The organism is Paraglaciecola arctica BSs20135 (assembly GCF_000314995.1).
In the GTDB taxonomy this organism is placed as follows: domain Bacteria; phylum Pseudomonadota; class Gammaproteobacteria; order Enterobacterales; family Alteromonadaceae; genus Paraglaciecola; species Paraglaciecola arctica.
Genome location: NZ_BAEO01000056.1, coordinates 45,863 through 65,771, shown reverse-complemented (window position 1 = coordinate 65,771; position 19,909 = coordinate 45,863). Strand labels below are relative to the sequence as shown.

The 19,909-nt window shown below is 39.8% G+C and carries 21 protein-coding genes and 1 tRNA gene; 9 read left to right on the top strand and 13 right to left on the bottom strand.

Annotated features, from left to right (window positions below):
- The first annotated feature begins 247 nt into the window (after positions 1–247).
- The gene (locus GARC_RS18945; protein ID WP_007623267.1) at positions 248–853 is read left to right on the top strand and encodes a peroxiredoxin C; all 606 of its coding nucleotides are present in this window, start codon (positions 248–250) and stop codon (positions 851–853) included.
- 61 nt (positions 854–914) lie between these two features.
- Here GARC_RS18945 and rnt read toward each other — a convergent pair whose 3' ends face one another.
- Entirely contained in the window at positions 915–1,541 is a 627-nt protein-coding gene (gene rnt / locus GARC_RS18940) for a ribonuclease T (RefSeq protein ID WP_007623265.1), read from the bottom strand.
- A 333-nt stretch (positions 1,542–1,874) separates the two neighbouring features.
- Between rnt and GARC_RS18935 the strand changes: the two genes are divergently transcribed.
- Positions 1,875–2,753, top strand: coding sequence for a flagellar protein MotY (locus tag GARC_RS18935; protein ID WP_007623262.1), 879 nt, complete (start codon positions 1,875–1,877; stop codon positions 2,751–2,753).
- Positions 2,754–2,766: 13 nt separating this feature from the next.
- A complete protein-coding gene (locus GARC_RS18930; RefSeq protein ID WP_039990075.1) occupies positions 2,767–2,982 on the top strand; it encodes a TIGR02450 family Trp-rich protein in 216 nt (71 codons plus the stop codon).
- 4 nt (positions 2,983–2,986) lie between these two features.
- Here the strand turns inward: GARC_RS18930 and GARC_RS18925 are convergent, their stop codons facing one another.
- Together GARC_RS18925 and GARC_RS18920 are read right to left on the bottom strand one after the other, a co-directional pair.
- Positions 2,987–3,844, bottom strand: a complete 858-nt coding sequence (locus tag GARC_RS18925; protein ID WP_007623259.1) for an alpha/beta hydrolase family protein — start codon at positions 3,842–3,844, stop codon at positions 2,987–2,989.
- A gap of 17 nt (positions 3,845–3,861) precedes the next feature.
- Positions 3,862–4,503 (bottom strand): TetR/AcrR family transcriptional regulator, encoded by a 642-nt coding sequence (locus tag GARC_RS18920; RefSeq protein WP_007623245.1) that lies wholly within the window; start codon positions 4,501–4,503, stop codon positions 3,862–3,864.
- 152 nt (positions 4,504–4,655) lie between these two features.
- Between GARC_RS18920 and GARC_RS18915 the strand changes: the two genes are divergently transcribed.
- The 3 genes from GARC_RS18915 (at position 4,656) to GARC_RS18905 (ending at position 10,549) form a co-directional block, all read left to right on the top strand.
- Entirely contained in the window at positions 4,656–5,507 is an 852-nt protein-coding gene (locus tag GARC_RS18915; protein WP_007623243.1) for a crotonase/enoyl-CoA hydratase family protein, read from the top strand.
- Between the two features lie 41 nt (positions 5,508–5,548).
- Positions 5,549–7,597, top strand: coding sequence for an NADPH-dependent 2,4-dienoyl-CoA reductase (locus GARC_RS18910; RefSeq protein ID WP_007623241.1), 2,049 nt, complete (start codon positions 5,549–5,551; stop codon positions 7,595–7,597).
- Positions 7,598–7,819: 222 nt separating this feature from the next.
- A complete protein-coding gene (locus GARC_RS18905) occupies positions 7,820–10,549 on the top strand; it encodes a M16 family metallopeptidase (RefSeq protein ID WP_007623239.1) in 2,730 nt (909 codons plus the stop codon).
- 64 nt (positions 10,550–10,613) lie between these two features.
- Here the strand turns inward: GARC_RS18905 and GARC_RS18900 are convergent, their stop codons facing one another.
- From GARC_RS18900 to GARC_RS18885, 4 genes are all read right to left on the bottom strand, one after another.
- The gene (locus GARC_RS18900; protein WP_007623236.1) at positions 10,614–11,717 is read right to left on the bottom strand and encodes an NADH:flavin oxidoreductase; all 1,104 of its coding nucleotides are present in this window, start codon (positions 11,715–11,717) and stop codon (positions 10,614–10,616) included.
- A 43-nt stretch (positions 11,718–11,760) separates the two neighbouring features.
- Positions 11,761–12,060 carry a VF530 family protein gene (locus tag GARC_RS18895; RefSeq protein WP_007623234.1) on the bottom strand — a complete coding sequence of 100 codons (300 nt, stop codon included), beginning with the start codon at positions 12,058–12,060 and terminating at the stop codon, positions 11,761–11,763.
- Positions 12,061–12,155: 95 nt separating this feature from the next.
- Positions 12,156–12,338 (bottom strand): hypothetical protein, encoded by a 183-nt coding sequence (locus tag GARC_RS18890; RefSeq protein ID WP_007623231.1) that lies wholly within the window; start codon positions 12,336–12,338, stop codon positions 12,156–12,158.
- A gap of 92 nt (positions 12,339–12,430) precedes the next feature.
- Entirely contained in the window at positions 12,431–13,012 is a 582-nt protein-coding gene (locus GARC_RS18885) for a Fe-Mn family superoxide dismutase (protein WP_007623229.1), read from the bottom strand.
- Positions 13,013–13,318: 306 nt separating this feature from the next.
- Between GARC_RS18885 and GARC_RS18880 the strand changes: the two genes are divergently transcribed.
- Entirely contained in the window at positions 13,319–13,660 is a 342-nt protein-coding gene (locus tag GARC_RS18880) for a Grx4 family monothiol glutaredoxin (protein ID WP_007623227.1), read from the top strand.
- A gap of 70 nt (positions 13,661–13,730) precedes the next feature.
- Here the strand turns inward: GARC_RS18880 and GARC_RS18875 are convergent, their stop codons facing one another.
- From GARC_RS18875 to GARC_RS18860, 3 genes are all read right to left on the bottom strand, one after another.
- Positions 13,731–14,489, bottom strand: a complete 759-nt coding sequence (locus GARC_RS18875) for a hypothetical protein (protein ID WP_007623224.1) — start codon at positions 14,487–14,489, stop codon at positions 13,731–13,733.
- 463 nt (positions 14,490–14,952) lie between these two features.
- Positions 14,953–15,027: transfer RNA gene (locus tag GARC_RS18865), tRNA-Arg, on the bottom strand.
- A gap of 59 nt (positions 15,028–15,086) precedes the next feature.
- Positions 15,087–16,244 carry a flagellar assembly protein FlgT gene (locus tag GARC_RS18860; protein ID WP_226989223.1) on the bottom strand — a complete coding sequence of 386 codons (1,158 nt, stop codon included), beginning with the start codon at positions 16,242–16,244 and terminating at the stop codon, positions 15,087–15,089.
- Positions 16,245–16,535: 291 nt separating this feature from the next.
- On the opposite strand from GARC_RS18860, the gene GARC_RS18855 reads away from it, so the two are divergent.
- Complete coding sequence (locus GARC_RS18855) at positions 16,536–16,970, top strand: LPP20 family lipoprotein (RefSeq protein ID WP_407636171.1); 435 nt, start codon at positions 16,536–16,538, stop codon at positions 16,968–16,970.
- 128 nt (positions 16,971–17,098) lie between these two features.
- On the opposite strand, the gene flgN is transcribed toward GARC_RS18855, so the two are convergent.
- The 3 genes from flgN to flgA all read right to left on the bottom strand — a co-directional run bounded on the left by flgN (position 17,099) and on the right by flgA (position 18,742).
- On the bottom strand, positions 17,099–17,527 hold the full coding sequence (flgN, locus tag GARC_RS18850; RefSeq protein ID WP_039990081.1) for a flagellar export chaperone FlgN: 429 nt from the start codon (positions 17,525–17,527) through the stop codon (positions 17,099–17,101).
- 41 nt (positions 17,528–17,568) lie between these two features.
- The gene (flgM, locus tag GARC_RS18845; protein ID WP_007623215.1) at positions 17,569–17,904 is read right to left on the bottom strand and encodes a flagellar biosynthesis anti-sigma factor FlgM; all 336 of its coding nucleotides are present in this window, start codon (positions 17,902–17,904) and stop codon (positions 17,569–17,571) included.
- Between the two features lie 127 nt (positions 17,905–18,031).
- Positions 18,032–18,742, bottom strand: coding sequence for a flagellar basal body P-ring formation chaperone FlgA (gene flgA, locus GARC_RS18840; protein ID WP_081587583.1), 711 nt, complete (start codon positions 18,740–18,742; stop codon positions 18,032–18,034).
- A gap of 240 nt (positions 18,743–18,982) precedes the next feature.
- Between flgA and GARC_RS18835 the strand changes: the two genes are divergently transcribed.
- Positions 18,983–19,906, top strand: coding sequence for a chemotaxis protein CheV (locus GARC_RS18835; RefSeq protein ID WP_007623211.1), 924 nt, complete (start codon positions 18,983–18,985; stop codon positions 19,904–19,906).
- The last annotated feature ends 3 nt before the right edge of the window (positions 19,907–19,909 follow it).

The following is a 19,909-nucleotide window of genomic DNA, read 5'->3' as shown; positions in this document are numbered from 1 at the left end:
ATGCAAATAAGAATAATTGTTATTTACATAAAGATCAAGTATTAGATCTCAACATTATTTTTATTAATGCTGTGCAATAAACAAACGCTTTAAATTTTAATCCTCATTCCTAGCATAATTTTTTAAGCTAACTATTGTTTTTTATCCAAACGCACTCATATGCTTGGTAGCATCTATAATATTATTTGGTCTCACAGACATAATTATCAAATTGTGATCCATTCAATTACATAAACAGGAGAATTTAATGAGTGTATTAGTTAGTCGTCCAGCCCCAGATTTTACTGCAGCAGCCGTACTTGGCAGTGGTGAGATTGTTGACAGTTTTACCCTAAGCGAAGCCATTAAAGGTAAAAAAGCGGTTTTGTTTTTCTATCCTTTGGATTTCACTTTTGTTTGTCCATCTGAGTTAATCGCTTTTGATAAACGCTACGAAGAATTTGTTAAGCGTGGTGTTGAAGTAATTGGTGTCTCAATCGATTCTCAATTTACCCATAACGCTTGGCGTAATACTGCTATTAATGATGGCGGTATTGGTCCAGTAAAATACACTATGGTTGCTGATGTTAAACATGAGATCTGTCAAGCCTATGATGTTGAGCATCCAGATGCAGGCGTGGCTTTCCGTGGCTCTTTCCTGATTGATGAAGCGGGTTTAGTTCGTCATCAAGTAGTAAATGACTTGCCTCTTGGCCGTAATATCGATGAAATGTTACGTATGGTTGACGCCTTAAACTTCCATGAAGAACATGGTGAAGTTTGTCCAGCAGGTTGGACTGAAGGCTCAAAAGGTATGGTAGATAGTCCTGATGGTGTGGCTAGTTACTTATCTGAGAATGCTGATAAGCTATAAATAGAACAGTGTTTAAAACAAAAAACCGCTCTCTGAGCGGTTTTTTTATGGCTGGTTTTTCTCAATTATGAGCTTCTAAGCCGCCCAAGCTTTGCCATTTGTTAAGAATGTAGCAAAATAACTCTGCTGTTTTTTGAGTGTCATACAGGGCTGAATGTGCTTCATTTTGATCAAAGCTTATACCCGCAGCCATACAGGCTTTTACTAATACTGTTTGTCCTAAGGCTAAGCCAGACAAAGTGGTAGTATCAAAAGACACAAAGGGATGAAACGGACTACGCTTAATATGACTTCGCTCAATAGCGGCGTTCACAAAACCTTGGTCAAAAGCTGCATTGTGGGCAACTATGACTGAGCGTTGGCAATCTGCATCTTTTTGCTCTTTACGCACTTTTTTACACAAGTCCTTCATTACTTCAGTTTCATCCAGTGCACCTCTAAGGGCACAATAGGGATCAATACCATTAAAATCCAAAGCAGCTTTTTCTAAATTAGCCCCTTCAAATGGGTTAACGTGGTAATGAAACGTTTTGTCTGGGTAGAAGAACCCGTTTTCGTCCATTTTAGTGGTGACTGCTGCGATTTCCAGTAGAGCATCGCTTTGTGAATTAAAACCAGCGGTTTCAACATCAACTACCACAGGGAAATACCCCCTGAAACGATTTTTTATTTTAAATAAATCAGACATGGAAACCTAGAAAGTTTTTTTGAAAAGCGATTATGACAAGGTTCTTTTTCAGTAGCCAGTCTAAAACGTTAAACAATGGTAATTTAAAGCAAACTCAATTAACCTCTGTTTAATATATAGACTGGCTTTATTATTACTAATCTATATAAATAAGTTGTCACTTAGAGAGATGTTAAAACCCCTTAATCAATCGCTGAATGAAGTAATGGTGACGCCTGGTGAAAAAACGCTGAGCCCATTATTAGAAGCCACTTATTTATATTGAATGGTATTAGCTAAACGTTTATTGAATTTTGTCGATATAATTGACAGAAGCGAGGGGCTCCTTAATCCATGATGAATAAAATGTTAAAATCCATTCTTTGTGCCATCTTAGTGTCACTGTCGGTTAATTCTGCCGCTGCGCTACGTCAATATACTGCCAAAGTTGAGAATTCAGATTGGCAGCTTAAAGATGAAACTCGTTTACAGTGCACTTTAAGTCATAAACTTCCCGGTTATGGTGAGGCTATGTTTAGCAGTTTTGCCTCAAAACAGCTAAATATGGAATTCGAACTAGATATGTTACGACTGCCTAAATCTTATGGCGTAGCGGCTGTGTATTCAGTGCCTCCAAAATGGATGCCTGGCCAAGTGCAACGCACTATTGCCGATATGACAATCCGTAAACAATACAATGGTGACTTACCTGAACAAGCCGCTTGGACTATGCTGTCTGAGCTAGAGAAGGGGTTTTGGCCAACTATTTATTATCAGGATTGGTACAACCAATACGACAAAGTGGCTGTGGGATTAAATGCCAGTAATTTTGCTGTGCCCTACACACAATTTGCTGAATGTGTGGCAAATCTATTACCTTATAGTTTTCAAGACATTGCCTATACAGTGCTTAATTATCAATTCAATAATACTAAGTTGACTAAATACTCCCAGAAACGTTTAGCTATGATTGGCGAATACTTAAAAGAAGATACAGATTTAGAATTGGTGTTGCTAGACGGTTATACTGACAGTTATGGCGGTAGAGAAATCAATAAACAGATTTCTGTGCGTAGAGCTGTGGAAATAAAAGCGTTTTTCAGTTCTATGGGGGTTGCACCAGAACGAATAGAAATCACTGGGCATGGCGAAAGACGTCATGTGTCATCTAACGCAAACGAAAGCACACGAGCTAAAAACCGCCGAGTGGTGATTAGAATGTCAAAACCTTAATTTAGCTAAGCCATTGAACATAATTTCTCCTAAAAAACTACAGAACAGTAAATGGACTGCAGTAGTGCCTTTGAATAAAGAAAAGCACTTTATTATTACGGAGGTGGAATATGATGAGGATGGGGTTGTCATTTCATGTTTGTTAGAAGCGATCATCTCTAAACGTTCAACACATATTCATTGGCCAAGCTTAAAAGATACAGAGCAATGGTTACAAGGTTGGAAGTGAGCTGTTAGCCTAATTCACTTAACAGCAACCGAGTCCATAAGTTATCTTTAAATTGTTCTCTAAAGAAACCCAAATGACCAATACGTTTTTCTCCTAAATCTCTAGGATGCAAATTCTTTAGCTCTTTGTTTTTATTGCCAAATAAAGCATGTAAGTCATGCATATTAGTTAAGGACAACATTTCATCGTCGCTAAAACAAACAGAAACAAGTGGCACTTCAAGTTGTTGAAACTTCGCTTTTACACTTTCTGACTCAACTCCTACGCAGTATTCGGGATGCAAGCACCAACGTCGCCATTGAAACATCACTTGTTTTGGTAAATCGCCAACCATGCCAAGCTTTTTCCCGGGGAAATAACCCAATAAGCTGGTGGCTAGGGGCATAATAACATACCAAAATAAAGGCGCTTTTTTACGCAGTGCAGGCGCGTTGTGTTTCCAATACCCTGTACCAGAGGATACAGTAATAACCTTTTTAACTTGTTCAATATTGTCAACTAATGGGAATATCTGGCCACCTAAACTATTACCTAACCAATAAATTGGGGAGCTTGAATCTGTGTCTAACACAAATTGTAATGCGGCCGAATATTCATCTGTAGCCCAGTCTAGAATATTGCAGCGGTATTCTTTCAAATGTTTATCTTTGCTTTCTCCGATGCCACTGCAATCGAAGGTTAAAACACAATAGCCTTGTTCAGTTAGCCAGTTGGCAATTGATTGGTAGTAGGCTTGAGTCACCCCCATAGCAGAAGCTATGACTATTTGACCTATAATTGGTTTTGCATCTAAGCCCTGTGGCGTAAACCAGTAACCCTTAATAGCGTTATTATTTTTAGTTTTTAAGGTGATGGCTTGCATAGTCTTAGTCCTTAGTTTTAATCTTCTGATTGGGTAATTTGTTGCGTAAACAAATTCACCGCGCAATCACACATTTCATCTATATGACTGCGGTCAGCGTAGATCCCATCGATCAATAATCGTGCTATACCGTGCATAGTGCCCCAAGTGACCTGCGACAAACGTAAAGTATCTTCGCCGCTGGGCATTAACCCTTGTTCTTGCCATTTTTTGGTCATTTTCACTTGGTGGTGAAAACTTGGGTAAGCCGCATTTCGTAGTTCGCTAGTGGCACTATTTTGTTTCCAAATTGTACGACCAAACATTAAATCGTAAAGTTCTGGATTATCAGCGGCATAACTGATGTAACCATGAAAAAATTGACGATATTTCTCTTTGGGAGATAACCCGGTTTGGTTAAATATATTTGCCGCATCTTGTTGCCATTGCACAAAACCTTTTTCAGCGATAGCACACAACAATTGGTTTTTATCTTTAAAGTGGTGATATGGGGCGGTGCGAGATACTCCCACTTTGTCAGCTAATTTACGTAGAGATAAACCTTCAATACCTGTTTCTTTTAACAATACATTGGCGGCATTGAGCAGTGTGATGCGTAAATCACCATGATGATAACTTGGCTTATTTTGTTTTTGTTTCAATGCTGTTTGTTGACTCATAACCGACTATTAATAAATTTGATGTTTGTTATCTTGACAGCGTCAACATATGCTTTTATCTTGACGCTGTCTAGTTTAATTTTTTGTTAACAGTTTGGGCTTTATTTACTGACTTTCAGTAATAAGCGCGTACTAAGCCAAGGAGAATACCCGTGCCGAATATTGATTTTTCAGCGCTAGAAACCTTATCTGTGAGTATCGAGAATAACATTGCTCATATCCAATTGAGTCGTCCTGAAGCACTCAACAGTATGGTGCCAGCGTTTTGGCGAGAACTGCCCGCTGTTGTGAGAAAAATTGACGCTGAGTCTCAAGCGCGGGTGATTGTTATCTCATCCCAAGGCAAACATTTTAGTGCCGGCATGGATTTGTCAGTATTCACTAATATGGCCAAAGATTTTCAAGGCGAACCTGCAAGACGTGCAGAACGTACTCGTCGATTGGTACTTGAGTTACAAGATAGTTTTAATGCAATGGAAGAAGTGCGTATTCCAGTGTTAGTGGCCGTTCAGGGGGGAGTAATCGGTGGTGCTGTGGATATGATATGTGCCGCAGATAGTCGTTATTGCACTGAAGATGCCTATTTTACTATTAAAGAAACTGAATTAGGTATGACCGCAGATGTAGGCACATTACAACGTTTACCTCATCTTATGCCTCAAGGTTTGATCCGCGAATTGGCCTACACCGGCCGCAACATGCAAAGCGAGGAGGCAAAAGCCTGTGGTTTTGTAAATCAAGTGTTTAGCGACCAACAAACAATGCTTGAAGCGGTAATGAAAATAGCTGCCAAAATTGCCATGCATTCCCCAATGGCTGTGGCTGGCTGTAAAGAAATGATTAACTACACACGTGACCACAATGTAGCAGATAGCTTAACTTATATGGCCACATGGCAAAGCGGTATGTTCCAAATGCCTGATGTACAAGAAGCTATGGCCGCAGGGCAACAAAGGCGTTTGCCTGTGTATGCCGAATTACACAAAAAATCTTCTGGCATGTAAGTCAGCGTAAACAAAATCAAGAAAATAGGAACAATATTTAAATGACAGCCAATACAGCATTAGAACAAGGTTTAGACAAATACCCTCATCTACTTAAACCTTTAGATTTAGGTTTCACTCAACTCAAAAATCGGGTCTTGATGGGATCCATGCACACAGGCTTAGAAGAAGCGCCTAATGGTCATGTACGTATGGCCGCTTATTTTGCTGAGCGTGCTAAGGGAGGAGTAGGCCTGATTGTTACTGGTGGAATAGGGCCAAATGATGAAGGCGCGACCCACAAAGATACTAGGCGCCTAGATACAGACGAAGCGATAGCCAATCATAAAACCATTACCGATGCAGTACATCAGTATGGCAGCAAAATCTGTATGCAAATATTGCACACAGGGCGTTATGCCTATAATCCAGCCTTAGTTGCGCCCTCTGCGGTGCAAGCACCAATCAATCCTTTTAAACCTAAGGCGCTAGATGCACAAGGTATAGAAAAACAGATCCAAGATTTTATTAATACCTCACTACAAGCGCAAAAAGCCGGTTACGATGGCGTTGAAATAATGGGATCTGAAGGTTACTTCTTAAATCAGTTTATCGCAGCGCGTACTAACCACAGAGAAGACGAGTGGGGTGGTTCCTATCAAAATCGTATTCGTTTGCCGCTAGAAGTAGTGCGCCGAGTGCGTGAAGCTGTGGGTGAACACTTTATTATTATTTACCGTTTGTCGATGTTAGATTTGGTTGAAGGCGGTTCGACTTATGATGAAGTGGTTGAGTTAGGCCAAGCCATTGAAAAAGCAGGCGCGACTATTATCAATACTGGTATTGGTTGGCATGAAGCACGTATCCCCACTATTATCACCAAAGTCCCCCGTGCAGCCTTTACTTGGGTTACCGCTAAATTTAAAAAAGCCTTGTCTATTCCAGTTGTCACTTCAAACCGTATCAACACGCCAGAAGTGGCTGAAGAGGTGTTAGCCCGTGGTGATGCCGATATGGTATCAATGGCAAGACCATTTTTGGCCGATCCTGAATTTGTAATTAAGGCCATGGAAAATCGTGCCGATGAAATTAATACCTGCATAGGTTGTAATCAGGCATGTTTAGATCACGTGTTTGAAAGCAAAATGACTAGCTGTTTGGTTAACCCACGTGCTTGTCATGAAACTGAATTGCTTATTGAAGCAGCCAAAACCATAAAAAATGTAGCTGTAGTAGGGGCTGGACCTGCTGGTTTGGCTGCGGCCACTACAGCGGCGCAACGCGGTCATAAAGTCACCATTTTTGATTCTGCTTGTGAGCTTGGCGGGCAGTTTAATATTGCCAAACAAATCCCTGGGAAAGAAGAGTTCTTTGAAACCCTTAGGTATTATGCTCGCCAGTTGGAGCTGCATAATGTCACTGTAAAACTCAATACTCGGGTTGATGCAAATACCCTAAATGGTAGTGAATTTGATGAAGTGATAATCGCCACTGGTATTGCTCCTCGCACGCCACCCATTGAAGGCATTGAACACAGCAAAGTACTGAGTTACATCGATGTGATTGTCGATAAAAAACCAGTTGGCAAAAAAGTCGCCATCATTGGTGCAGGCGGTATTGGCTTTGATGTTTCGGAATATTTGTCCCATGCGGGCGAGTCTAGCAGTCAAAATATCCCTGCATTTATGAAAGAGTGGGGGATTGATATGACCTTTGGCTCTCGATCTGGTATTGAAGGCATGAAACCTTCTCCTACACCTTCACCTAGAGAAATCTATTTGTTACAGCGTAAATCTACAAAGGTCGGTAAAGGATTAGGTAAAACAAGCGGCTGGGCCCATAGGGCAGGTCTACTCAGTAAAGGTGTAAGTATGCTGGCTGGTGTTGAGTACCTAAAAATTGATGATGCTGGTTTGCATATTAAGGTGAATGACCAAGTGCAGGTATTGGACGTCGACAACGTCATTATTTGCGCCGGACAAGAGCCCCTTAGGGAATTAGTTGAGGGTTTGACTAAACCACACCATTTAATTGGTGGTGCAGATGTGGCAACTGAATTAGATGCCAAACGTGCAATTAGTCAAGGAACACGATTAGCTGCCGAATTGTAGGTAGTTATTTGAAAAAGCTAGGTTCAAGCCGACTCTATGAGTCGGCTTTTTTGTGTTTTTTTTACTGTTCTCTTTACTTCAGCTTAGGTTAATTGGTATTAAATTTACCCAATTAAATAACATCTGAAGTTGTTTTAACAAACAAAGTTAATTATTGTCTAATGGCTTAAATCTAAGTGGCTACGTTTAAGTCGTAGTTGAAATTATTAGAAGGATAAACGGATGTTCAAAAGATCATTATTTATTGGCGCACTATTGAGTATTACTCTGGTTGCATCACCTTTGGTTTTTGCCAAAGAAAAGTTTGAGAAAATAACCGAAGTTGAAGGGATCAGCGAATATAATCTCGATAACGGCTTACGTGTTTTATTATTCCCTGACCAAACTAAAGAAACAGTAACAGTCAACGTTACTTATCATGTGGGTTCAAAACATGAAAACTATGGTGAAACAGGCATGGCTCACCTACTGGAACATTTGGTTTTCAAAGGTAGCCCTAAACATAAAGATATTCCCGCAGAGTTGAGCTCCCATGGTGCTCGTCCAAATGGCACCACTTGGACCGACCGCACTAACTATTTTGAAACTTTTTCGGCTAATGAAGAAAATATCAATTGGGCGTTAAGCATGGAATCAGATCGTATGGTCAATTCTTTTATCGCCAAAAAAGATCTTGATAGTGAAATGACAGTCGTTCGAAATGAATTTGAACGTGGTGAAAATAGCCCATTTGGTATTACTCTTCAAAAAATTTCTGCGGCTGCTTACATGTGGCATAACTATGGAAAGTCCACTATTGGTGCTAAAGCCGATCTAGAAAATGTACCTATCGACAGATTAAAAGCTTTTTATAAAATGTACTACCAACCAGACAACGCGACCTTAATTGTGGCAGGTAAGTTTGTAGAAGCAGATATGCTAGAATTAGTGAATAAGTACTTTTCACCTATTCCAAAACCAGACAGAGTGATAAGGCCCTTATACACGGCTGAACCAGCACAAGATGGTGAAAAAAGTGTGACCATAAGACGTGTGGGCGACGTTCAAATGACAGGTGCGGCTTATCATATTCCTGCAGGCTCCCATGAAGATTACGCCGCCATTGATATACTTAGTCAAATTTTAGGCGATACCCCTAGTGGTCGTTTACATAAAGCGTTAGTTGAAGAAAAACTAGCCAGTCGTGTTTTTGGCTTTAACTTTCAGTGGCAAGAACCTGGGCTGGCGATTTATTTTGCCGAAGTCGATAAAAAAGCAGATTTAAGCAAGGCCTCTGACGCTATGGTCGCGGTACTTGAGGACTTAAATAGCCAACCCATTACCGATGAAGAAGTAGAGCGAGCAAAACGTACCTTATTAAAAAATATCGAGTTATCGTTTAATTCATCAGAGCGTATCGCATTAAACCTAAGTGAATGGCTGGGTATGGGGGATTGGCGTTTATACTTTCTACACCGCGACAGAATTGAACAGGTCAATACCGCAGATGTGCAGCGCGTAGCTAATAGTTATTTACAACGTAATAACCGTACCGCTGGACATTTTATCCCCACAGATACACCTGATCGCGTTGAGATCCCTGCTGTAGCTAATGTGAATGACATGATCAAAGGTTATAAAGGTCGCGCAAAAATTGCCGCAGGTGAAGTATTCGAACCCTCTTTTGATAACATCGACTCACGTACAGTTGAAACAAAGTTAAGTAATGGCACTGAACTGTCGTTATTGTCTAAAAAGACCCGAGGTGGATCTGTCGTCGTTTCTATTAAGATGAGTCTAGGTACTGAAAAAAGTTTGCAAAACATTGGTATAATTGGCAATGCTACCAGTGCAATGCTGATGCGGGGGACCAGTGAATTATCTCGCCAAGAAATTCAGGATGAGTTCGATAAGCTAAAAGCGCAGGTTGCTGTTGCAGGCGGGACAGATTGGTTAGTGGCCAATATCACCACGACTAATGAAAACTTGCCAGCGGCACTTAGGTTAATGCATAAGGTATTGAGCGATCCTGCTTTTGATAAAACTGAGTTTGAACAATACAAATCAACCTTAAAGGTAGATATTGAAAAAAATCTACAAGATCCCCAGCGACTGGCATTTAACGAATACAGTCGTAAACAAAATCCATATGAAAAAGGTCACCCTCATTATCGACAAACCTTCCAAGAAAGTTTAGACGAACTTAGTGCGCTTAAATTAAGTGATTTAACAACCTTCCATCAGTCATTTTTTGGCGGCAATCACATGAATATTGGTGTAGTGGGTGATTTCGATCAAAATCAAATCAAAACTGAGTTAGAAACCCTTTACGGTAATTGGAATGCTAAAAATACTTACGAGCGTGTACCAGATCCGTATAAGGAAGTAACTGCCAGCCCTACTGCGTTTGATACGCCAGACAAAGAAAATGCAACATTTGTTGCAGCCATTATGCTACCTGTTGGAACAAATAGTGATGATGCACCAGCACTAGAGTTAGGCAACTATATTTTTGGTGGTGGCTTCTTAAATAGTCGCTTAGCCACAAGATTAAGACAAAAAGACGGATTAAGTTATGGGGCGGGGTCGTTTCTAAACATGAACACTCAAGACGACAAAGCCACTTTAGGGGCTTACGCGATATGTGCACCGCAAAACCTAGCCAAAGTCGAAATAGGCTTTAAGGAAGAGCTAAGTCGCATGTTGAAAGATGGCTTTACTGACGAAGAAATTGAAAGCGCTAAATCTGGACTGTTACAAGGTAAAAAAGTGAGTCGTGCACAGGACAGAGAGTTGGTGGGAACCTTACGCCGAAATTTAGTAGTAGATAGAACTATGCAATGGAACAAAGCCTATGAGGCAAAACTTGAAGCTCTAACTGCTGATGATGTCAAAAGTGTGATGAACAAGTATCTTACACTTGAAAATTTCTCAATTATTAAAGCTGGTGATATGAGTAAAGTGGAAGGTTAATTAACTTAAAGTATATTGATTTAACTAAAAGCGCCCATTTTAATGGGCGCTTTTTTTACATGTTTTATGACAAGGTTGCTAACGCGTCACCAGAGTAGGTTTCTAGTTTATCTATTTCACCTTGGCGGATTTTATTCGCCCAATTTGGATCTTGTAATATAGCCCGTCCTACAGCGACTAAATCAAATTCGCCTTTATCTAGACGTTCGATTAAATCGTCTATTGAGCGTGTTTCTGATCCTTTGCCAGCAAAAGCGCCAAAGAAGTCTCCGTTTAAGCCTACAGAGCCTACTGTTATCGTGGCTTTGCCTGTGAGTTTTTTGGTCCAGCCAGCTAGGTTGAGGTTTGAACCTGCAAATTCTGGCTCCCAGTAGCGCCTAGTTGAACAATGGAAGATATCCACTCCTGCATCTGCTAGTGGCGCTAAAAACTGTTCCAATAACTCTGGGGTCTCGGCCAACCTAGCGGTATAGTCCTGCTGCTTCCATTGTGAATAACGTAAAATAATTGGGAAGTCAGGATCAGTGGCTGCACGGATAGCTTTAATAATTTCTACCCCAAAACGACTTCGGTTAGCCATGCTACCGCCCCATTCATCAGTGCGTTGGTTGGTACCACTCCAGAAAAATTGATCGACGAGATAACCATGAGCTCCATGAATTTCAACCCCGTCAAAACCTATACGTTTGGCATCCGCAGCCGCTGCAGCAAAACCATCAATAACACTGTGAATATGCTCAACTGTCATTGGTTCGGCGATTTGTTTGCCAGGTGATAATAATCCAGAAGGGCCAGCGCTTGGTAATTCTGGGAAAGGGGCTTTTTGCGGATTACGTGCCATGCCAACATGCCAGAGTTGCGGCATGATTTTACCTCCAGCAGCATGGACTTCTTTTACAACATTTTCCCAACCCGCTAGTGCTTGTTGACCATGTATTTTGGGGACTTTTCCATCCATAGTGGCGACGGGATCGTTAATAGTTGTGCCTTCGGTAATGATTAAACCCGTCCCCCCCTCTGCACGGCGACGATAATAACCTGCTACGTCTTCAGTAGGTATGCCATCGGGTGAGAAGTTACGGGTCATGGGAGCCATGGCAATTCTATTTTTAAGTGACAAGCTTTTTAAGCTAAAAGGTTTAAAAAGTGAGTCTGCATTTTTACTCATTTAGGTTTCCTTAAATTGATTTAGGTACAGTGACAAAAGTTAATTAAGAATTTTTATCGGGATTGTTTTTAGTGAGATCTGGCCAAACAAAGGCTTCCGTTGGCTTCTTAGGTTTTTGTTTGGCTGGAGTCTTAAGGGTGTACAAATACAGTTGCTCTACCTTTTCTCTTGCCCAAGGCGTTTTACGCAAAAACTTTAAGCTAGACTTAATCGATGGATCGCTGGTGAAACAATTTATTTTGACTTCTTCGCCCATTTTTTCAAAGCCAAGTTTGTCTACCAGAGTTTCGAGAATGGTCTGTAGTGTCAGCCCATGCAAAGGGTTATTTTGTTGTTCAGTCATAAGAATTCTTTATTTAAGTACAATTACAATTCGTCATTCACCGCCAGCCTGAATATCGAATTTGGTTGCGAAGTTAGCTGGACCCAGCGCTACGGCTATTTTTCTAGGCTATTTATATAATGCAAAGCTTGTAGCACATTAATACCAGCAAAATAACGTTCAAAACTGATGGTGTCAGATAACACAAACTTACCTTTTTTGGTTACAGTCACTAAAAAGCCTTGTGAATAAAAGGTCGCATAATCTTTGGCTTTAGTGAGCGTTAGCAGTAGCAACATCGGAATCTTAGTTCAAACATTGTCTGCTGAAAAACACCAAAAAAAAAGCCCTGATTAACAGGGCTAATATTTATTATTTTTATATTGAGCTATTAAGCGAAATTTGCCGCAGCAAAATCCCAGTTAGCCAATGCCCAGAAACCTTCAAGGTACTTAGGACGCACGTTACGGTAATCAATGTAGTAAGCGTGTTCCCACAAATCAACAGTAAGTACAGGAGTCAAGCTAGCATCAGTCAAAGGTGTAGCTGCATTACTAGTGTTAACTATGTCTAGGCTACCGTCAGCTTTTTTCACTAACCAAGTCCAGCTAGAACCAAAGTTGTTCACTGCTTTGTCATTCAACGCTGCTTTGAAGTCTGCGAAAGAGCCCCATTTTGCATTGATTGCATCAGCCAATGCACCAGAAGGTTCGCCGCCGCCATTCGGGCTAAGGCTGTTCCAGTAAAAAGTGTGATTCCAAATTTGGGCCGCATTGTTAAACACGCCACCTTCAGAATTCTTAACTATCTCTTCTAGGCTTTTATTAGCCAAGTCTGTACCTTCAACCAAACCATTTAACTTAGCTACGTAAGTGGCGTGGTGTTTACCGTAGTGGTATTCCAAGGTTTCAGCAGAGATATGTGGTTCAAGCGCGTTCTTTTCATAAGGAAGAGCTGGTAATTCAAAAGCCATGATGTTTCTCCATAAAGGGTGATGTGTATTTAAATTCATAACCAGTAAATGCTAGTACTTTATATAACAATGTAAAAGCGCTGGTTTGTTATTAGATAAAACTAATTTTTCAATACATCAGATATTGCGCCTTGATACTGTTTTTCAAGTGTAAATTTAGTTAATTAAGCTGAATTCGGAATAAGTAAGTGATTAAAACCAGCCATCAAAAGATCAGTAGAGTATTAATCATTAGTTGAAAACGTTAAACTTGTCGCCAGATATAGATCTATTGATCTTAACCACAAAAATTTAAAGAGAGTCGCAATGGACACTATTGAAAAAATTAAGCAACAAATCGAAGAAAATCCCATACTTTTATATATGAAAGGCTCACCTAAATTACCTAATTGTGGTTTTTCTGCTCAGGCCACCCAAGCGTTAATGTCTTGTGGTGAGCAGTTCGCTTATGTCGATATTTTACAAAACCCTGATATCCGCGCTGAGTTACCTAAATACGCTGATTGGCCTACTTTTCCGCAGCTATGGGTTGATGGCGAGCTAGTTGGTGGCTGTGACATCATTATGGAAATGGCGCAACAAGGCGAGTTACAGACGTTAATTAAAGAGTCTGCAGCCAAAAGAGCAGATGAAAGTCCAGCTGAATAAATCCAACGCCAGATATAAAAAAAGAGCGCTTAGCGCTCTTTTTTTTATCTTTAAATAACCCTATCCAATGCTACGAAGTTGGCCCAGTAAGCATGTTTTCTACTTGATTGGTTTTTTTCTCTGCAGCAGTCACTCTTCGGCGTAGCTCATCAATTTGATCGGTTAAGCCATTATTAGCTAATGCAGTGGAAATAAGCTTTTCACGTAAACTCGCAAGTTGCTGTTCAAAATCAGCATCTATGCTACTGACTTGGTTAAATTGTTTATTTAATTGATTTAGCACCTTGGCCTGATTTTCCAATTGCTCTTTCACCAAGCCAATACTGGTAATATTTTCCGCAGTTTCGTTACTCAGATTTTTTGCACTTTTTTCATTAGCGACTTTTAGCGCCTTAACCGTTTTATCTAAATCGCCGATTTCAGACTGGTTACGTCGCCAAGCCGAAGCCCAAAGTTTGTCCATTTCGGACCACAAATGTTCTGTTTTTGAACTGAGTTCAGATACTTTAACTTGTAATGCAGCCGCTGATTGATCCATATCTTCACCCGTTGCAGACAAACGACTCTCTAGTTCTGTAATACGACTTTGTGCTTGCTGTAATACTTTATATTGTTGAAACGACCAATAACCAGTTGCACCTACAATAATGATAAGTAAAAACAAAAAAGCAAACCAAGAAGGGGAGTTAGATGCTGGGCGTGGCTCATCAGGCTCTTTACCTTTTTTTGAGCTTTTATTAGTAGCTTGTGCTCTAGTGCGATGAAAAGATTCCAAGTCATCTTTTTCTAGCCTGATTTTCGGCATGTCATCTAACGGGTCGGTTGGCATATCATTCTTTAATAAAGTGAATATGTATTTGATTATACATAGCTAAATTAATATTGGGATAGTGGTTATCTAGAATGTTTTTAACTAAGGCAATAAACCTTAAAAAAGGAAGAGCGAATGTTAGGCTAAATGGTGTATTTGTGAGATTGGCGACTAGCGCACAAATTAGTGCTCTTTTTTGTGAGGCGGGTGAGTGACACACAAATAAGTGATGTTTTTTGTGAGGTAAGCTAATGCGAATAATCAGCACATGCATAATAACCCTATCAATCAACTTAACATTTAACTAGCTTATCCGCTTCTGATAATCCTGTGCTACACAAGAGTATCAATAGTTTTAACAAATAGCCTTTTGGGCTGACTTTTCTTGACATGAGATATTCAGGTGGAGTGGCTGAAGGCCTTGTTTTTATTGGTCTTGAGTGGTTTTAGGTTAACGAAGGTATATGCTGATAATGCGCTATGGCGTCCCCACCTGGAATCGAACCAAGATCTAAGCCTTAGGAGGGCCTTGTTTTATCCATTAAACTACAGGGACTGAGTTTAGCGCGGGGCATTATGTCCCAGTCGCACTTGGATTTAAACCCTTCTTAGTATTTATCTGCGTGCTACAAAATCGTTTGGTTGAATATTAGCCAAAGGGGCGCCTGTAATTGACTCTACCACTGCTGTTTCGGCATATACTTGTCTAACTATCACTTGTTCAGGGTGTAACTGAAATTGTCGGTGTGGGAAATTTTGGGTGTCAAAAAACTGATTCATTTGAAATAGGGTTAATTTGTCACCTTGTTTTACGCCATTGTGTTTGCCAATGTTAATGCTTAGGCTCTCACCTGTCACCTTTATTACTCGTCCAAATGCAGGGAGACAACTTACAGAGTCGTCTATTGATTGCACTACTTCTTGGATAATCTTTTCAGTAGCCAAGCCAAATGTAGATCCCCACAATAGCCGACTATTACTGTCTATGGATTTGTATGGGTCAAAGTCCCATAAAGCTGAAATGTTTTGTGTATCTTGAAAAACCATTTCACCAGAGTTGCCATCATACATTGAAAAGGACAGTGTCAGGTTTCGTTTGCTTTGGTCACTTTTCCAAAATTGCATGGCTGAGGTGGTAGAGGTTTCTACTGCAAACTCTACAATTTCACCAAAAAGCACGTACTGAGCATTGGTTTTTTGCGCTAAGGTAAATGCAGTTGATTTTTTGTCTTTATCTAGTGGGTTTAAATAGTAGGGCTCAACTCGGTTAATAAATGAATATCTAGCATGGTTTTGGGCTTCTTCTTGTATCTTTTCAGCTAGCACCTTACCAAAGTCATAAAGGTTGCCGACGGCAGCTTGTTGCCGTTTATTGATGTTATACCATGTGGTGACAATATTTTTTTTGTAATCTGAGGCAGAACATAATGCTTCTTGTGGGAATATATCTGCTCTTATGGAAACTGTTACAAAGTCGTCGTGGTAAATTTCATCAATCAACTCAATGTTATTAACTTCGCCTGAAGCGCGAATTTCAAAGCGGTCGTCTTCAAGCAATCCATTAACAAGAGACTGGATACTTTTAACTGACGCGCCTGAGAACAGTAGCGCTTGTTTAATGGCTTCTTGAGTGGCTTGTTGCCGTGCTGCTTCTTTTTCGCCATTGTGGATAACGGCTTGACCTGTGGCCTCGAACCAAATGGCCAATGCAGGGCTGCTGCTAACAAGTAGCATTAAAACGGCGCTTATTTGTATTATTCTACCTAGGTGCATAATTTGCCTTTCTAACATGCGTAAAGTGGTTCTTGTGATAATACATAGTCAAATTTCAGTCAGATTTTCTAATATGTTTAACTTTGATTAGTTATGTTTAGCTATTCTTATATAAGTACAAATCTTTAAGCACAAATCGTACCTATATGAGCATAATGGTTTTTAGGTATGGTTATTGCAGACCAAAACCTAGAATAGTGATATTAAAACAGTGAACAGTAGGGTGTTAGAAAAATGGTAAATATACTAAGGGTTAACAAACTAAGCAGTCGATTTTTAGCTTTAACAGCAATGTTAAGTGTATGTTTGACTGGCTGTTCAAACCTATTTAATAAACATGTTGAATGGGAAACTGTCGCTCCTGAAACTTATCCTGTTATTTTGGCTATTGGTTATGCACCTATTTCAGATCAAAAAGGCGCAAGTGAGTCCAGTAAAATGTTGATGGCACTCAAAGCTTCAAAATTAGATGCATATCGCGAATTGACTGAGCAAGTATATGGACAAAAGGTCGAGGGTGGTCAGTCTCTTTCAAGCTTAATTATGCAAGATACGCATTTAGATAGTTCAGTACAAGGAGTGATAAGAGGAGCTAAAGTGGTAAAAAGTTATCCAGTAGGGAATGATACTTACGCGACTGAACTAGAACTAGACTTTAAATTGGTTAATGATATTTACTTATCCACGGCACGTCCTAAGCGTGTTAAAAAAGTTCATTATTACTAAGAGCAGCTACGAGTGGTGAGCTTCTAGGGTTTAGCTTAAAGATAAAATATGTTTAAAAAAGTATTAAAGAGGGTAGATGTTTTTCACTGGGCTTTTTACTATTCAACTCGAAGCTCGAAGCTCGAAGCCTAAGCGCTGATCCCACCACTAGAACTACCACCTTGAGTACGACCGGTTTTATCATAGGTCATCGACTCTTTGGCTCTTGATTCTAATAAAAGGTTACGTAGGTGTTCTAGGCGCAATTGGCCTTGTTCTACTGCGGTTTGATTAATTTGAGTGCGGAACTGGCATTGGGAAACTATTTCTTTTGCTTGATTAAATAGCGCAACAACCTCTTCATCATCTTTTTGTTCTTGGCTTGCTTTTGTATACAGGTTGGCAATAACAGTATCTTGTTGTTGAACTGAATCAAGTAGGGCTTCTTTGGTTTTTAACATGTTGATCAGTGATTCAGCATCTCTGCTACTGATAAGATGAAGTTCAGTTTCAAGAATATGTTGCAAATCTAATAAGAGTTTTTGTTGGTTTAAAATTGCTTTTTTTAATTCAGACATAAGCTTTATCACAGTAAAAGACAGCATCCATTATGCTGTCTTTATGCTTTTGTGCCATATATTTCTGATTCTAATGTTGAAATCTTTTGCGCAAGTGATTCAGGATTAATTTTATACTCACCACTTTGGATTGCTTTTTTCAATCGATCAACCTTTTCCTGGTTGACTGGTGCTTCTGTACCTTTCCTCTGAACCTGACTAAGTTGCTGTGCAGATGATGTCAACGAAACTGAATCCTGACGAACACCGACAGTGGCAGCTTTTTGCGTGTTTGTTTGTTGCGCATTGCCATTATTCAAAGCCTGCTGTTGCTGACTAAGCTTTTGATTATCAACAGATGCCTTAGGGCTACCGTTGTTTATATTGCTAATAGACATGATTAATACCCACTCCCTTTTATTTAACCTCATTTTAGTTATCGGCCATGATCCCGAATACTTTAACAAAAAAAACAAATAACAGCACTAAATGAATAGAGACTTAAATCTGTCGTTTGAATATATCTTAAATACCTATTTCCACTTGCCCTGTACCCACAACTCGTGCGTATATCTTTTTACTCGAACGTCTATTTTCAACCTGAATGGTTTCACCCATTCTGCCGTCTTCTAGCGCGAAACCATTGGTTTTTACACGCATACTGAGATTGCCAGCAGAAATAGTCACGTTGTCGCCTTTACATACGTAACATAAGTTATTCGGGTTAACTGGTCTGCCTGCAGAGACTCGACGTTTTATTCTGGCTCCAACTACGTCTTCTATATCGGCAAATGTGGTACTTCTTAAACGTTTTTTATCCATTTTAACCACATGAACATTATCAGTGGTTAATAATGTGCCCGGGCTGACCGCACTCGATAATATTACAACAGGTTGCGTTTCGGTGGCTTTGACCACCATAAACATATACCAGTCGTTATCACTACACTGGGCTTTTACCATAACATTCGATTGACTAAGTGCTTCTGGACTCGATGAAAAGGTCAATTCAGAGCTACATACAGGTACATGAACGCGTTCATCAATAGGCATGGCTACTGCATCAATGGTTTTGTCATTGTTAGGGTCAAGTTGACCTAAAACAAATTGTTCGGCTTGGCTACTCAATTGCTGTTTAATTAAATTATTTTCATCTGCCGCCGTTATACCAATATACATATAAGTAGTTATTGCGAACAGTCTGACGAATGCTTGATAATAATGTGATTTAATCATGTTCTCTTGTTGTTAAGTTGTCTATGCTATGGACATATTAAACAGAGCATAAAGCGTCAATATTCGGTCGCTATAATAGTAATTTTACAATTTCTATTATTCTGCTCTGCTATGAGTGACATTAAGTGTCAATTTGTTGCGGTTCTACGCAGTGAAGTTGAGGTTTAATGGTACTTAGTTGTACTTAAAACAAGATATAAGCAAAAGTTACGCCGCTTTTAATTCGTATTGGAGTCATACATGTCTGGAATTCTTAACTCGGTCAATCAACGTACCCAACTAGTTGGTGAAAATAGATTAGAATTGTTGTTATTTAAACTCAATTCAAGACAACGATTTGGTATTAACGTATTTAAAGTGCGTGAAGTGTTGCAGTGCCCGCCATTAACCTCTATGCCTAGATTAAATAAGTTAGTTAGGGGGATTGCTCATATTCGTGGACAAACTATTTCTGTGATTGATATGAGCTTGGCAGTTGGCGGTAAAAGAATTGACGACTTGAGCACTGCGTTTGTTATAATTGCCGAATATAACAGTTCAGTACAAGGTTTTTTAGTGTGCTCAGTAGAGCGTATTATTAACACTAACTGGCAGTCCATTATGCCGCCCCCTAAGGGAAGTGGTAGGGCAAGTTATTTGACTGCGGTAACTCACATTGACGAAGAATTAATAGAAATTTTGGATGTTGAAAAAATTCTAAACGACATTTCACCCGTTAATACTGATTTGAGTGACGACCTTGCGAAAACTATGCAAGTTGAAAATAAACAAGAAAAAATTATATTTATTGCAGATGACTCTTCAGTGGCTCGAAATCAAATTAAGAAAGCGCTATCGTCACTTGGATTGAAAATTGAATTAGCAAAAAATGGTCTTGAAGCCTTACAAAGGTTAAAAGAAATCGCCGCCGAAACAGGAGAGATAACCGATAAAGTAGGGGTTTTGATATCAGATATCGAAATGCCTGAAATGGATGGTTACACGCTAACTGCAGAGATTAGAAATACCCCAGAGTTAAAAAACCTTCACGTGATTTTACATACATCATTAAGTGGTGTGTTTAATCAAGCAATGGTCGAAAAAGTGGGCGCTGACGATTTTATTGCTAAGTTTCACCCAGATGAGTTAGCTACCTCAGTGCAGAAGTGGTTTGGAAACGACTAGTCA